Raw genomic sequence first — 15,753 nt, forward strand, 5'->3', positions numbered from 1 at the left:
CGGACACCGTTGCTGATTCGGTGTTTTTAGTGCCCTGACGAGGCTCTGCCTGATTGGGCCCACCGCCGAGCGTGTAGGAGGAGTCGGAGGTTACGACGGCCGCGAAGGCGGTGGGTCAACTGGCGATAAAGTGTCAGGTACGCCGCTTTCGCGGCCGTCGTAACCTCCGACTGCTCCTACAGCGACCGGGGCCAAACAAAGAGCCTTGGGTGCAGGCCAAACGTAGGCGCCCCAAAAAAATGGTGCGGTGTTCCCGGCACACCGCAAGCCGAAAGCCTCAATCAACCAGCCAAACCTTCAAACCGTATCCACCTTCAACGAGTGATCCCCCAACATCCCGTTGATGATCGATGCCGTATCATGCCCGCCCGCAATCGCCCCACCCGCACCCGCAGCCACCCCGTATTGCTGCGCGACGTTGACGCCCGCCAGATCGATCGTCTGAGTCGGCGCACCACCGGCCACACTGCTTACATCGATGGTCGACACCAGCGAAGCGCCGCTGCCACTGACACTGAAGTGCAGGAAGTTCTCCAGCGAATTCGCATCGCCATGCTCCCCCTGCAACAGCTGCGACAGGTCGAGCTTGTCGATCCCGAAGTTGAAATCGGTGATCGTGTCATGCCCGGTATTGCCCGCCTGATACAGGAAGGTGTCATGACCCGGCCCGCCGGTCAGGGTGTTGTTGCCCGGTCCGCCAATGAGGATGTCATCACCCGCGCCGCCGTTGAGGACATCGTTGCCCAGCCCGCCATTGAGGATGTTGTTGCCCTGATCACCGGTCAGGTGGTCGTCGTAGTTCGAGCCGATCAGGTTGTCGATGTTGACCAGCGTGTCGATCCCCGCCCCGCCGGTGTGTTGCGGCCCGGTTTCGGCGGTGCTCACGGTCACGCCCGCAGTGGCCAGCGAGTAGTTGGCGGTGTTGTTGCCAGCGCCACCGTCGAGCAGGTCGTTGCCCGGCCCGCTGAAGAGCATGTCGTTGCCGTTGTCGCCAAACAGCTCGTTATTGCCAGGACCTGCCACGAGCACGTCGTTGCCGTCACCGCCATGCAGCTGGCTGTCTGCGGCGCCGACCAGCACGTCATCCCCGGTCGTACCCAGCACCACATGGCCATCCTGATGGGCGATGTTCACCGCCGCCGTGCTGCTGCCGCCATGCGGGTCGGTCACGGTGTAGGTGCTGTGCACGTCCGGCGTGGTATTGACTGCGGCGTAGTCGATGGTCAGGTTCAGGTTGTAGTGCTCTCTCACCCCCGCATCGGCCTGATTGACCACGATCAGGCGGTACACGCCGTCTTCGCTCGCGGTGAAGGTTCCGCCGTCGGCGATGCCGTGGTAGGCGCCGTCCTCGAATTTCCAGGCCATGCCCAGCACATCGTTGGTCAGGTTGTGGTCGACGGTGACGGTTTCACCGGCCTTCAAGTGCACGCTGTACAGGTCTTGCGCGTTGGAAGGCGCACCGTTGACCGCTCCCAGGTAGCCGCTGATCACCAGCATCGCCGTCGTGGCGGTGGTGTTGAAGAAGTCGCTGCGCTCGAGGTTTTTCAGCTGGTTGCTGTACTTGTCCTGGGTCCCGGAGAACTGAATGGTTTTCGCCGAAGAGGCGGTGAAGTCCACACCCTTGGCTGTCCAGCCGGTGTTGAAGGTGGTCGGTGTGGCCGTCAGTGCGCCGCCACTGCCGGGCACGTCGTTCGCCGCCAAGGCGGCGCCGGGGATGACGATGCTCGACCCGCCTAGGTTGGTGATGACGTTGTCAGCCACGGCGATCGGCGCGTCGTACACCGGCGGCGGCACGATGTGCACGCTGAGGTTGGCCGATGCCAGGTCGCCGTCGTTGTCACTGAGCACGTAATGGATGTTTTCGGTGACTTCATGATTGACCCCGACCGCAGGGGTGTAGCTGTAGTCGCCGGTGTTCATGTTGAGCACCAGAGTGCCGTTTTCGCCGACAATCGTCAGGGTGTGGGTCTGGCTGTTGAAGCTACCATGGTTCTCCCCGCCGCTGCTGGTGACGCCGCCCTGGTTGTGGCCCGCCTTCGGATCAAAGGTGTAGGTGGTGCCGTCGATGCTCACCGACTTGATGAAACCCTGATCCGCGCCGAAGCTGCCGCCTTCCAGCAGGCTACCGTGAATCCCGCCCTGCACGGTGCCACTGAGCACCACGTTCAACTGGCCGAGGTCGGTGACGATCAGCGCATTGGCGTTGCTGCCGGTGGCGCCGTTCCAGGCGACCGGATTCAGGTAGGTGCTGCTGACATCGGTGCCCACGCCAATGGCGATGGCGTTGATGTGATGGTTGTCGAGGAACGTGGTCCAGGCCTGTTCTTCGTTCGCGTCGATGCCGTCGCCCCGGGCCGGACTCGGCACATGACTGGGGTCCGAATGCTGCGGCGAGGTGGTCGGGTTGCCGTCCGAGAAGAAGTAGGCGAGGTTCTGCCCGCCCGCGATCGCGCCCTTCTCGACGAACGCCTGCTGCGCCGCTGCCAGTGCCGCGTCGTAATTGGTGCCGTTGCCCGCTTGCAGCGCGTTGACCATGGCTTTGGCGGTGGCGACATCGACCCACTCATTGCTGCCGATGTGCGCCTGGCTGTTGAACGTCACCAGTTGCACACGCACATCGCCCAAGGCTTCGTACTTGTTCAGCAGCTCGATGATCGCCTGTTTTTCCAGGCCCAGACGAGACAAACCGTTAACACCCGACGCCTCGTTCATGCTCGCCGAGTTATCGACGATCAGCATGAGGTTGGTGTTGACCCCTTCACTGCTTACGGTCTTGTCGATGCACGCCGCTTTTGGCTGGTCGTCAACAATGTTGACCACGATCTGCGCGGTGGACGAATGCCCCAGCGAGTCGGTGACCGTGTAATTGAAGGTGTCGTGGGTGATGTTCGGGCCATCGTTGGCGGCCGGTGTGGTTTTCGGCGCCGAAGTCAGGGTGTAGGTATAGCTGCCGTCGGCATTCAGATGCAGCACGCCGTACTGGCCTTGCGCCGTGCCATTGCTGGCGCCCGCCAGGCTGAAGGTCAGCGCGCCATAGCCGCCATGGGCCGAGTCGGCAACCGTGCCGGTTCCGGTTTCGGCGGTGGACGACGGATGACTGCCAGTGACATTGCCGGGCGCCAGGTCCTTGCCGTCCTGATGGGTGTCCAGCGCGCTTTCTTTCACGGTGACGTCGTGGTCGTCGCACGCGACCGGTGGGCAGGGTGGCGCGACGTTGACGGTAACCGTGGTGGTGCTGGTGTCGCCGTCGGCGTCGCGAATGGTGTAGGTGAACACATCGTGCTCGCCGTCCGGCCCGACCAGCGCAGGGTTGCTGTGGTAAGTCGCGTTGCCCTGGCTGTCGACGATCAGGGTGCCGTACAACCCGGTAATCACGGTGTTCAGGCCACTGGTCACTGGAGTCGAGGTGTCGCCGCCGGCACGCACGCCGACGATCAGACCGCTGGCGCCTGCGCCATCCGCGCCCGCCGAGTCGTTGAGCAGCAAATTGCCGCTGACCTCCCCGCCTGCCGCGACGTTGCCGATATCGCAATGGGCTTGCGGCGTGTCGTCGACGATCTTGACCACGACACTGCCGTCGGAAACGTCCCCATCGTTATCTACCGCGTGCACGGGGATCTGATCGTTGAGCGTGGAGCCGTCGCCTTGATTGTGGTTTTCCGCATGATTGAGGGTGTAGGTGTAGCTGACCTCGCCCGTGATCGGGTTGTAATTGAGGATGGTCAGCGTGCTGCCCGACGGCAGGGTGGTCGATTGTGGCGAGGTAATCGGGACGCCATTTTCGATCACGTTGATGCCGCCCACGGTCAGGGTCTGCAGACCATCCGGCGCGCCGATGTTGATCGTACCGGGCTGGGTCAGCGCATCGTGATGGGGGTGAGAACCGTCAGGCAGGTTGCCCTCATCGACCGTGCAATCACCGCCACCAATGGTCACCCCTGAGTTGTGATAGACGTTGACGGTCACCGTGGTGGTGCTGGTGTCACCGTCGGCATCGCGGATGGTGTAGGTGAACACATCCTGCGCGTCGCCGGTGCCGCCCGAATTGGGGTTGGCGTGATACGAGGCGTTGCCGTTGGCATCGACGATCAGGTTGCCGTACAGGCCTTGAATCACTGTGCCGACGCCCGTAGTCACAGCGGTCGAGGTGTCGCCACCTGCGCGCACGCCCACGATCAACCCGCCTGCCGCAGGGCCATCGGCCCCCGCCTGGTCATTGGCGAGGATGTTGCCGCTGGTCTCCCCACCTTCTTTGACGTAGCCGATGTCGGGGTTGGCCTGAGGCGTGTCGTCGGTCACATGGACGTTGATCGTGCCGTCCGCCACATCACCATCGCTGTCCACCGCGTGCACGGCGATCTGCTCATTATTGACAGTGCCGTCGCCCTGATTGTGGGTTTCCGCGCCATTGAGGGTGTAGCTGTAGGTCACTTCCCCGGTGTTCGGGTTGTAGCCGAGGACCGTGAAGGTGCTGCCCGATGGCAAGGTGGTCGATTGCGGCGCGTTGACCACGCCGTTTTCGATCACGTTGATGCCGCCAATTGTCAGAGTTTGCAGGCCATCGAGCGCGGTGATTTTCAGGGTGCCGGTCTGGGTCAGCGCAGTCGCATTAGGATCGCTGCCATCAGGCAGGTTGGCCTCGCTGAGGTTGCAATCGCTGCCGCCGATGATCACGCCGTCGTTGTGATAGACGTTGACGGTCACGGTGGTGGTGCTGGTGTCGCCGTCGGCATCGCGGATGGTGTAGGTGAACACATCCTGCGCGTCGCCGGTGCCGCCCGAATTGGGGTTGGCGTGATACGAGGCGTTGCCGTTGGCATCGACGATCAGGTTGCCGTACAGGCCTTGGATCACGGTGCCGACGCCCGTATTCACAGCGGTCGAGGTGTCGCCACCTGCGCGCACGCCCACGATCAACCCGCCTGCCGCAGGGCCATCGGCCCCCGCCTGGTCATTGGCGAGGATGTTACCGCTGGTCTCCCCACCTTCTTTGACGTAGCCAATATCGGGATTGGCCAGAGGCGTGTCGTCGGTCACGTGAACGTTGATGTTGCCGTCCGCCACATCACCATCGCTGTCCACCGCGTGCACGGCGATCTGCTCGTTATTGATCGTGCCGTCGCCCTGATTGTGGGTTTGGGCGCCGTTGAGGGTGTAGCTGTAGGTGACTTCGCCGGTGGCCGGGTTGTAGCCGAGGATGGTCAGGGTGTTGCCTGACGGCAGGGTAAGGGATTGCGGCGAGGTGATCGCCACGCCATTGGTCACCACCTCGATGCCGCCGATGGTCAGGGTCTGCAGGCCATCGGGGGCCGAAACCTTGATGACGCCATTCTGGGTCAACGCCTCAGGGTTGGGCGTACTGCCGTCGGCCAGGTTTGCCTCGCTCAGCGTGACGTCGCTCGCGCCGAGAGTCACACCATTGTCCACCGGTGGCGGCGGCTCATCAGGCGGAGGGGTCACGACCGGTGGTTCATCGGGAGGGATCACGACCGGTGGTTCATCGGGAGGCGTGACCACAATCGGCGGCAAAGTGGCGTCAGGCGTGCCGTTATCGAACAGGCCAACCTCGAGCTCGGGGATGATAAAGGCCGGGTTGATACCCGCCGTGGGGAAACCGATAACCGGGGTCACGGAGCCTGCGGTTTCAGTCAACAGGACAAAGCTGTGACCGCCGCCCAATGCCGAGGGCGAGCCGCCGGGATTGGCGTTACCTGCAGCGGGGGCTTCAGTGACCTGGCTGGGGTCGGCGCCAGCGGCAATCGCCGTCTGCACCTGCTGCACATCAGCCAGCTGCTGGCTGGGCGACACCGCGTCGGGCGTATCGACGTGGGTGGCGTGGTTGGCAAGGATCTGCGGTGTCAGCGGCATGCTGCTGTCGCGGCCCAGGGTCAGTTCGCCGCCCTGAGCCAGGTGCACCGCCACCGCGCCTGTTGGACCGGTTTGCAGTTGTTCGCCCGCGTAGACCCTGTCTCCCTCGACGACCAGTCGTCGGGTGCCGTTGCTCGCCACCGCGAAAACATCGCCCACCACCTGCTTAACCGTGCCGATCAACTTGGCCATGTCCACTCCCTTGCTGCAAATACCGGATCAGAAAATGTTACGAATCCAACAGAAAATGTTCTATCAGCGCACAGAAAAGGTCTGAAGCTGGCTATCAACGACAATTTTATGTCGCTGAATCATTTCAAGTTTTTGCTCGAAAACCGCTTGAGCGTACGCCGTCAAATTTCCGTTGAATCACTAAAAAAAGACCTTTTTACGCTTGTAAGGCTTTGAATACAGGTCCTTCCTGAAATCAACATTCGCTTGGATTGGCCAAATGGCATAAGTTTTTTTTGGAATAAAGGATATGAAAAAAACGTCTGAGCTTTTGCAAAAGTTGTTCTTAGCTCTGATGTTACAAACCTGATACGGTTTTAACAGCTCTTATCGCCGGTTTTTTGGCGTTAGCAGCACGACAATAATCCAGGGAGAAGCTCCATGCGCGATTTGACCCCGCTCTACAGTGCAGTTGTGTTGGCGGTCGCCTGCGCCCAAGCGCAAGCCATGTCACTGAATCAGGCGATTCAGAACACCATCGACAATCACCCCGAAATCCATTCAAACCTGAACAACCGATTGTCGGCAGACGAAGACGTGAAAGTCGCCAAGGGAGGCTATCTTCCGACCGTTGATCTGGTGGCAGCCTACGGGCGCGAGCACACCGACAGCCCTACCACCCGGGCCTTCGGCAACCACAACGAAGAAACGCTGAACTACACCCAGTCTGAACTGCGCCTGCGTCAGATGCTGTTCGACGGCTTCAACACCAAGAACGAAGTCGGCCGCACTCAGGCGGTGGTCAATTCCCGGGCGTACTACCTGCGTGGCACCTCCGAGGACCTGGCCCTGCGGGCCATCGAGGTCTACCTCGAAGTGCTCAAGCGCCGTGAATTGCTGGACCTGGCCAAGAACAACCTGCAGGCGCACCTGCGCATCAACGACCAGATTGGCCTGCGTACCAATCGTGGCATCGGCAGCAACGCCGACAGCGATCAGTCCAAGGCTCGTCGCGCGCTGGCCGAGAACAATTTCTACACCGCTCAAGTCGATCTGGCCGACGCCGAAGCCAACTTCTTCAGCGCCGTGGGCAGGATGCCAGACGAGCTCGAAGCGCCCCCTTCGATCAAGGGCGAGGTCCCCAAGACTCTCGGCGATGCCCGCCAAAGCATGTTGGTCAACAACTCGTTTCTGAAATCGGCCCAGGCCGATGTCAATGCCGCCGAGAAGCAGTACGAGGTGGCCAAGTCGCCGTTCTACCCCCGTTTCGACGGCGAGCTCGCCGTGGGCGCGAACAACAACATTGCCGGCGAAGAAGGCCACGACAACGAGTGGCGCGCCGCGGTGGTGATGAATTACAACCTGTTCAACGGCAACCGTGACAAGGCCCGCCTGAACTCCGACGCCTACAAGACCGGCCAGGCCATGGACATCCGCAACAACGCGTTGCGCATGATCAACGAAAACCTGTCGCTGGCCTGGAACGCAATGAACAACGCCCGCGTACAGACCCCGATCGCCCGTGAATACGCCGAAACCACCACCAAGGTTCGTGCCGCCTATCAGGACCAGTTCGGCCTGGGTCAACGCACCCTGCTTGACCTTCTGGACAGCGAAAACGAGCTGTACAACGCCGCCCGCCGCTACACCGAGCTGCGCTACACCGAGGAATATTCGATGTATCGCGTGCTGGCCACTGAAGGCGAGCTGCTAAGCAAGGCGCGTGTCGTATTGCCAACTGCCGCAGTCGCTCTGACAGAAGTCAAAAGCGAAGCCCGGCTGCCCGACTTGAAGTAACGATGTAGCGCGTAGAGCGCGGGAGAAGTCTGTGACCAGCATGGAACTGCCTGAATTAGAGCCCGCTTATCCGTTCGACCCACGTTCGGACTTCGACGACCCGCTGATGGATGGCTTGCTCATCCTCTGCCGCCTTCACGACTGCAGCGCCAGCCGCACAAGCCTGAGTGCCGGTCTGCCCCTGGCGCAACAATCCTTGAGCGTCGATCTTTTGCCCCGCGCCGCTGCCCGGGCCGGTCTGCAGGCGCGCATCCTGCGCCGTCACCTCAACGCCATCGACGGCCTGAACCTGCCGGTGCTGCTGTTGCTCAAGGGCAACCGTTGCGCGATTCTCCGGCGCTGGGAAGCGGACGGCCGCGCGCTGATCCTGCCCAGTGAGGCCGATGGCGGCGAACAACGGGTGACCCGTGAAGAGCTTGAACTGCTCTACACCGGCCAGGCGCTGTTCGCCCGCCCCCGCCACGAGCTGGAGAACCTGCGCACGCCGCTGGTGCCGCGGGTCAACGCCTGGTTTCGCGACACCCTCAAGCTATCGCGCTGGCTGTACAGCGACGCGATTCTGGCCAGCCTGCTGATCAATCTGCTGGGCCTGATGGTGCCGCTGTTCGTCATGCAGACCTACGACCGCGTGGTGCCCAATCAGGCGACCTCAACGTTGTGGGTGCTGGCGATCGGGCTGCTGATCGGCACTGGCTTCGAGCTGACCCTGCGGCTGGTGCGTGCGCACCTGCTGGATCAGGCTGGCAGGAAGACCGACGTGATCCTCTCGGCGACGCTGTTCGAGCGCATTACCGGCATGTCGATGAAGGCGCGTCCGGCCACCATCGGAGGGTTCGCTCAGAGCATTCATGACTTCCAGGGCCTGCGTGAATTTCTCACCGCCGTGACCCTGACCAGCATCATCGACCTGCCCTTCGCCGTGCTGATGCTGGCAGTGATCGGTCTGCTCGGCGGCTGGCTGGTGGTGATTCCCCTGGTTGCGTTCCCGATCACTATCGTGTTTGCCTGGATCATCCAGATACGCCTGCGCGACACCGTCGAACGCAGCCTCGCGCTGGGGGCCGAGCGTCAGGCGTTGCTGGTGGAAACCCTTGGCGGCCTGGAAACCCTCAAGGCCTGCGGGGCCGAAAGCGAACGCCAGCACAAATGGGAAACCACCCATGGCGCCCTCACCCGCCTGGACAGTCACGCTCGCGACCTCTCGGCGCTGGCCAGCAACGGCACGCTGTTCATCCAGCAGTTCTCGGGGATGGCGACCATTGTGGCCGGGGTCTACATCATCATCGCCGGTAACCTCAGCGTCGGCGCACTGGTTGCCAGCTATATGCTCGGCAGCCGCGTACTGGCGCCGCTGGGGCAGATCGCCGGGCTGATCACTCGCTATCAACAAGCGCAACTGACGATGAAAAGCACTGACGCGCTGATGGCCCTGCCGCAAGAACGCGACCCCGCCAAACACCCGCTGCAACATACCCGGCTCATGGGCGCGATCGAGGTGATCAAGGCCAGCTTCGCCTACGGCGGGCCGGGCACGCCAGCGGCGCTGAACGACGTCAGCATCACGGTCAGGCCGGGCGAGCGCATCGGCATCATCGGCCGCAGCGGCTCAGGCAAAAGCACCCTGGCGCGGCTGATGATGGGCTTTTATGCGCCAGACGAAGGCCAGCTGTTGCTCGACGGGCTGGACCTGCGTCAGGTGGACGTCGCCGACCTGCGTCAGCAAGTGGGCTATGTCGCCCACGACCTGCCGTTGTTGGCCGGCAGCCTGCGCGACAACCTGACCCTCGGCGCGCGTTACGTGACCGATGCGCGAATGCTGGAAGTGGCCGAGTTGACCGGCGTTACGGAGCTGGCGCGCAACCATCCGCTGGGCTTCGATCGCCCTGTTGGCGAGCGCGGGCAACTGCTGTCCGGCGGTCAGCGTCAGGCCGTTCTGCTGGCTCGCGCGCTATTGCTCGACCCACCGATCATGCTGCTCGACGAACCCACCAGCCACATGGACAACGCCAGCGAAGACGTCCTGCGCCAGAAGCTGTTCGATCGCATGCAGGGCAAGACGCTGCTGCTGGTCACCCATCGCATGTCGATGCTCAGCCTGGTGGACCGCCTGATTGTGCTGGACAACGGCAAGGTCGTTGCCGACGGGCCCAAAGAGCGGGTCGTCGACGCCCTGCGCAAGGGCCGCGTCGGCCCGACCACGGTTTAAGGAGCGTTACCCATGTCTTCCGCTCACAGTTATTTTCAACCTGGCCGCCAGGTCGACAACGCGTTCATGCCCGAAGTCGCAGGCGTTGCGGCAGAAGATGCTTCGCGCCGCTCGCGGGTCACGGTATGGATCGCCGCCGCCCTGATCATCACCGCGCTGGTCTGGGCCAAATTCGCCGTGTTGCAAGAAGTGACCATGGGCGAAGGCAAGGCGATTCCCTCGAGCAAGGTTCAGGTTATCCAGAACCTTGAAGGCGGCATCGTCACCGAGATCTTCGTGCGTGAAGGACAGATCGTGAACAAGGGCGATACCCTGCTGCGCCTGGACGACACGCGGTTTCTGTCGAACAAGGGCGAAAGCGAAGTCGACAAATACACCTTGATGGCCCAAGTCGACCGGCTTTCGGCGGAGTCCGAGGGGCGGCCGTTCAAGCCGTCCGCCGAGGTGCTGAGCAAGGCGCCGCAGGTGGCGGCCGATGAACAATCGCTGTACGACTCGCGCCAGCGCCGTCTGGCCAGCGAACAGCGCACCCTGCAGGAACAGCTGCGACAGAAGACCCAGGAAGTCGCCGAGTTTCGTTCCAAACAGGACCAGTACCGCAATCAGCTGGGCTTCATTCAACAGGAGCTGAGCATGTCGGCGCCGTTGGTGAACAGCGGCGCGGTGTCGCCCGTGGAAATCATCCGGCTCAAGGGCAAGGCCTCTGAAGCGCGAGGGCAAATGGACGCGACCTCCCTGGCGATTCCTCGGGCGGAAGCGGCGATCAGTGAGATCAAGAGCAAGATCCAGGAGTCGCTGGACAGCTTCCGTTCGGATGCTGCGAAGGATCTGAACGACAAACGTTCGGACCTGGCCAAAGCCAGCGCCACCAGCATCGCCATCGACGATCGCGTGACCCGCACCACCGTCACCTCGCCGGTGAAAGGCATCGTCAAGACGCTCAAGGTCAACACCATCGGTGGCGTGGTTCAGCCGGGCAGCGACATGGTGGAAATCGTGCCGCTGGACGACAACCTGCTGATCGAAGCCAAGGTCCGCCCCCAGGACGTGGCCTTCCTGCACCCCGGCCAGAAAGCCATGGTCAAGTTCAGCGCCTACGACTACACCATCTACGGCGGCCTGCCCGCCAGGCTCGAACTGATCGGCGCCGACACCACCACCGACGACAAGGGCAACACCTTCTACCTGATCCAGGTGCGCACCGACAAAAACCACCTCGGCGGCGATGACAAGCCACTGCTGATCATTCCCGGCATGGTGGCGACGGTGGACATCATTACCGGGGAGAAGAGTGTGATGGATTACCTGTTGAAACCTGTGCTCAAGGCGCGCACCGAGGCGTTGCGCGAGCGGTGATTCTTCCCTCGGTCACACAGCACAACCTGTGGGAGCGAATTCATTCGCGATTGGCCCGTACACCCGATGATTTTTTGTCGGATGTACCACCGCATCGCGAATGAATTCGCTCCCACAGGTTTCAGGCTACTTGCGCTTCTTATCGCTCTTCTCGAACGCCGCTTGCAGCGCATCATTGATCGTGCGCAGCACCTTCACCCTGGCCCAGCGTTTGTCGTTGGCTTCCACCAACGTCCACGGAGCGATTTCGGTGCTGGTGCGGTCGACCATGTCCCCCACTGCTTCGCGATACAGCGGCCATTTGCTGCGGTTGCGCCAGTCTTCGTCGGTGATCTTGTGGCGCTTGAACGGGATCTTCTCCCGCGCCTTGAAACGCTCCAACTGCGTGGCGTCATCGATGGCCAGCCAGAACTTCACCACCACGATTCCCGCATCGGTGAGCTGTTCTTCGAAATCGTTGATCTCACTGTAAGCGCGCAACCAGTCGGCCTCCGAGCAAAAACCCTCGACGCGCTCCACCAACACCCGACCGTACCAGGAGCGGTCGAACACAGTGAATTTGCCCCGCGCCGGAATCTGCCGCCAGAAGCGCCACAGATAAGGCTGCGCCAGCTCGTCCTGGGTCGGTGCGGCAATCGGCACGATGTGGTACTGCCGAGGGTCCAGAGCGCCCGCCACTCGCTTGATCGCCCCACCCTTGCCCGCCGCATCATTACCTTCGAACACCGCCACCAAGGCGTGACGACGCATGCGTTTGTCGCGCATCAGGCCCGAAAGTCGCGCCTGTTCGGTGATCAGCTGTTCGTCGTAATCATCCTTTTCCAGCGACAGGGTCATGTCGAGATTGTCGAGCAGGCTCAGTTCGTCGGTGTTGCTCGGCAGCGGCCCGATGTTGACCAGATTGGTGCTGCCTTCCGGGGTCTTCAGCGCGTTCTGCAAGCCTTCGAGCAACAGGCGGCCCACGGTCAGGCTGCGGTAGTTGGCATCCACCCCCTCGATCACGTGCCACGGCGCGTAGTCGCGGCTGGTGCGTCGCAGCACCCGCTCGCCGAAGCGCACGAACTTGTCGTAGGTCTGGGATTGCTGCCAGTCCAGCGGGCTGATGCGCCAGCTGTGCAACGGGTCGTCCTTGAGGGTCTTGAGGCGCAGCTTCATCTGCTTCTTGGACAGGTGAAACCAGAATTTGAAGATCACCGCGCCTTCATCGACGAGCATCTTTTCCAGACGTTCGGCGCCATTGATCGCCTGATCCAGCACCGGGTCCTTGAACTGCTTGTGCACCCGCCCCTGAATCATCTGGCTGTACCAGTTGCCGAAAAAGATGCCGATGCGGCCCTTGGGCGGCAACTGGCGCCAGTAACGCCAGACCGGCGGGTGGGCCAGTTCTTCGTCGGTCTGCTGATCGAAGGTGCGCACTTCTATATAGCGCGGGTCCATCCAGTCGTTGAGCAACTTGACCGTCTCGCCTTTGCCCGCACCTTCGATGCCATTGATCAGCACGATGATCTGGCGCTTGGCCTGTTCATGCAGTTCGTACTGGGCTTCAAGCAGCGCTTCGCGCAGGGCCGGCACCGCAGCGTCGTAGGTTTCGTCGTCGATGGTGTGGCCGATTTCAGCGGATTCGAACATGTAGAGCTCCCGTTCCTTGTCGCTCAAGACTAGCGGTTCCATACGAAATGTTCTGCCGCGAAGGTGAGGCAAGGCGAAAACAGCCGAGGAAGCGGAGTCTACGTGTCGTAAATGAGCATTCCGAGGCTGTTTTCAACGCAGCATCACCGAGTGACAGGGCATTTCGTATGGGACCGCGCGGATTGATGCGAGCGATGTGGGATATGACAGCGAATCACTGCCATGGGTCAATCCTCATACAGCGAAGCAAGGGTCGCAGTGGGTTAAGATGCCGGCCTTGCACCTGCCAACGCGCCTTCAGTAGCCCGATCATGACCACCATCCAGCACGCCCAGCTCGACTGGGACGAAAACGGCAACCCGATTTCCCGGGCATTCGCCGACGTCTACTTTTCCAACGAATCGGGGCTGGCCGAAACCCGTCACGTATTCCTGACCCAGAACGACCTGCAGGCCCGCTTCACAGCGTTGCCTGCAAACGCACGGCTGGTGATCGGCGAGACCGGCTTTGGTACGGGGCTGAATTTCCTCTGCGCCTGGCAGTTGTTCGAGGCCTGCGCCACACCCGGCGCGCGTTTGCAATTCGTCAGCGTGGAGAAGTTTCCTCTGAGCCGCGCAGACCTGACCCGGGCGCTGAATCTGTGGCCGGAGCTGAAGCCCTTTGCCCATCAACTCTTGGCGCAATACGTGGCGATTCACGAAGGCTTTCAGCGGCTGGTGTTCGACGGCGGGCGGGTCACCCTGACCCTGTTGATCGGCGATGCGCTTCACATGCTGCCGCAGCTGGACGGCCCGATCGACGCATGGTTTCTCGACGGCTTTGCCCCGGCGAAAAACCCGGAGATGTGGACGCCTGAGCTGTTCGCCGAACTGGCTCGCCTCGCCGCGCCCGGTTCGACCCTCGGCACCTTTACCAGCACCGGCTGGGTGCGTCGGGCGCTGAATGCGGCTGGTTTCAAGATGAAGCGGGTGCCGGGCATCGGTCACAAATGGGAGGTGCTCAGGGGCGCGTTCATCGGCTGGCCTGAAGAGACGCCTGCACCTGCCTCGGCCAAGCCCTGGTTTGCCCGACCTGCGCTGAATCATCGCGAGCGCAAGGCGCTGGTCGTCGGCGCGGGGCTGGCGGGTTGTGCGACGGCGGCAAGTCTGGCGGCGCGGGGCTGGCAGGTCAATTTGCTGGAGCGGCACGGCGACTTGGCCCAGGAAGCGTCAGGCAACCCTCAAGGCGTGCTGTACCTGAAACTCTCGGCCCATGGCACGGCATTGTCGCAGCTGATCCTCAGTGGTTTTGGCCACACGCGGCGCTTGTTGGAACGGCTTGAGCGGGGCGTCGACTGGGGTGACTGCGGGGTGCTGCAACTGGCGTTCGACGAGAAGGAAGGCGAGCGACAGGCGCAATTGGCGGCGGCGTTTTCCCCTGATTTGCTGCATGTGCTGGATCAATCTGGCGCCGAAGCCAAAGCAGGCGTTGCCTTGGCAAGCGGCGGGCTGTTCTACCCGGAAGGCGGCTGGGTTCACCCGCCAGCGCTGTGTCGGCATCAGGCGAACGCTTCGAACATCCGCCTGATGGCGCATCACGACGTCGTCGAATTGCGGCGGGACGGCGACCTCTGGCAGGCGTGGGATGGCGAGCGTTTGCTGGATTCGGCGCCGGTCGTGGTGCTGGCGGGGGCGGCAGAGGTCAAACGCTTCCCGGCCAGCGCGCAGCTGCCACTCAAGCGCATTCGCGGGCAGATCACCCGTCTGGCGCAAACTAAGGCCAGCCAGTCGTTGAGCACGGTGGTCTGCGCCGAGGGCTACGTTGCGCCGGGGCGTCTGGGCGAGCACACGCTGGGGGCCAGCTTTGACTTCAAGAGCGACGACCTGACCCCGACCACCGCCGAGCATCTGGGCAATCTGGCGCTTTTGCGGGAGATCTCCGACGACCTGACCGAGCGCTTGCAAGCCGACCACTTGCCTGCCGAACAGCTGCAAGGTCGCGCGGCGTTTCGCTGCACCAGCCCGGATTACCTGCCCATCGTCGGCCCGCTGGCAGATCGCGAGGCGTTCATGGAGGCGTTTGCGGTGTTGCGCAAAGACGCCCGGCAGACGCCTGATGTGCAATGCCCCTGGCTTGACGGGCTGTACATCAACAGCGGGCATGGCTCACGCGGGTTGATCACTGCGCCGCTGTCGGGGGAGTTGATTGCCGCCTGGCTGGACAACGAGCCCCTGCCCTTGCCACGCAGCGTGGCCGAGGCCTGCCATCCGAACAGGTTCGTGCTGCGGCAGTTGATTCGGGGGAAGTGAATCAGCCCGTTCCACACATCCTGCGCCGGTCACACATTCTGCAAACAAAGCCTATCCCTGTAGGAGCAGTCGGAGGTTACGACGGCCGCGAAGGCGGTGGGTCAGACAAACCGCCTTCGCCACTGTCGCACAGCTCCAGAAGCTCCCACAGGTTCAGTGATGATCATGACTTTTTGGCACGCCGCAGATCCCCTGTAGGAGCAGCCGGAGGTACGACGGCCGCGAAAGCGGTGCGTCAGACAAACCGCCTTCGCCACTGTCGCACAGCTCCAGAAGCTCCCACAGGTTCAGTGATGATCATGACTTTTTGGCACGCCGCAGATCCCCTGTAGGAGCAGCCGGAGGTACGACGGCCGCGAAAGCGGTGCGTCAGACAAACCGCCTTCGCCACTGTCGCACAGCTCCAGAAGCTCCCACAGGTTCAGTGATGATCATGAC

At 62.3% G+C, this 15,753-nt stretch carries 6 protein-coding genes; 4 read left to right on the forward strand and 2 right to left on the reverse strand.

What is annotated here, in order from left to right; all coding sequences use genetic code 11:
* Nucleotides 1–297: 297 nt before the first annotated feature.
* Nucleotides 298–6,060, reverse strand: a complete 5,763-nt coding sequence (locus AC07V9_RS18505; RefSeq protein WP_495017105.1) for a retention module-containing protein — start codon at nucleotides 6,058–6,060, stop codon at nucleotides 298–300.
* A 420-nt stretch (nucleotides 6,061–6,480) separates the two neighbouring features.
* Here AC07V9_RS18505 and AC07V9_RS18510 point away from each other — a divergent pair, with 420 nt between their 5' ends.
* The 3 genes from AC07V9_RS18510 to AC07V9_RS18520 are packed head-to-tail and all read left to right on the forward strand — an operon-like array spanning nucleotide 6,481 to nucleotide 11,398.
* Nucleotides 6,481–7,836 carry a TolC family outer membrane protein gene (locus tag AC07V9_RS18510; RefSeq protein WP_495017106.1) on the forward strand — a complete coding sequence of 452 codons (1,356 nt, stop codon included), beginning with the start codon at nucleotides 6,481–6,483 and terminating at the stop codon, nucleotides 7,834–7,836.
* Nucleotides 7,837–7,876: 40 nt separating this feature from the next.
* Complete coding sequence (locus AC07V9_RS18515) at nucleotides 7,877–10,042, forward strand: type I secretion system permease/ATPase (protein WP_495017184.1); 2,166 nt, start codon at nucleotides 7,877–7,879, stop codon at nucleotides 10,040–10,042.
* 12 nt (nucleotides 10,043–10,054) lie between these two features.
* Nucleotides 10,055–11,398 (forward strand): HlyD family type I secretion periplasmic adaptor subunit, encoded by a 1,344-nt coding sequence (locus AC07V9_RS18520; RefSeq protein WP_495017107.1) that lies wholly within the window; start codon nucleotides 10,055–10,057, stop codon nucleotides 11,396–11,398.
* Nucleotides 11,399–11,524: 126 nt separating this feature from the next.
* On the opposite strand, the gene pap is transcribed toward AC07V9_RS18520, so the two are convergent.
* Nucleotides 11,525–13,027 (reverse strand): polyphosphate:AMP phosphotransferase, encoded by a 1,503-nt coding sequence (gene pap, locus AC07V9_RS18525; protein ID WP_495017108.1) that lies wholly within the window; start codon nucleotides 13,025–13,027, stop codon nucleotides 11,525–11,527.
* Nucleotides 13,028–13,338: 311 nt separating this feature from the next.
* On the opposite strand from pap, the gene mnmC reads away from it, so the two are divergent.
* Nucleotides 13,339–15,315: a bifunctional tRNA (5-methylaminomethyl-2-thiouridine)(34)-methyltransferase MnmC2/FAD-dependent 5-carboxymethylaminomethyl-2-thiouridine(34) oxidoreductase MnmC1 gene (gene mnmC, locus AC07V9_RS18530; RefSeq protein WP_495017109.1), complete on the forward strand. Its 1,977-nt coding sequence runs from the start codon at nucleotides 13,339–13,341 to the stop codon at nucleotides 15,313–15,315.
* The last annotated feature ends 438 nt before the right edge of the window (nucleotides 15,316–15,753 follow it).

This window comes from Pseudomonas sp. GW821-FHT02A11, from assembly GCF_059421985.1.

Bases quoted from the DNA above. Each gene is read 5' to 3' on its own strand.
- AC07V9_RS18505 (WP_495017105.1), bottom strand. From the start codon at position 6,060: ATGGCCAAGTTGATCGGCACGGTTAAGCAGGTGGTGGGCGATGTTTTC.
- AC07V9_RS18510 (WP_495017106.1), top strand. From the start codon at position 6,481: ATGCGCGATTTGACCCCGCTCTACAGTGCAGTTGTGTTGGCGGTCGCC.
- AC07V9_RS18515 (WP_495017184.1), top strand. From the start codon at position 7,877: ATGGAACTGCCTGAATTAGAGCCCGCTTATCCGTTCGACCCACGTTCG.
- AC07V9_RS18520 (WP_495017107.1), top strand. From the start codon at position 10,055: ATGTCTTCCGCTCACAGTTATTTTCAACCTGGCCGCCAGGTCGACAAC.
- pap (WP_495017108.1), bottom strand. From the start codon at position 13,027: ATGTTCGAATCCGCTGAAATCGGCCACACCATCGACGACGAAACCTAC.
- mnmC (WP_495017109.1), top strand. From the start codon at position 13,339: ATGACCACCATCCAGCACGCCCAGCTCGACTGGGACGAAAACGGCAAC.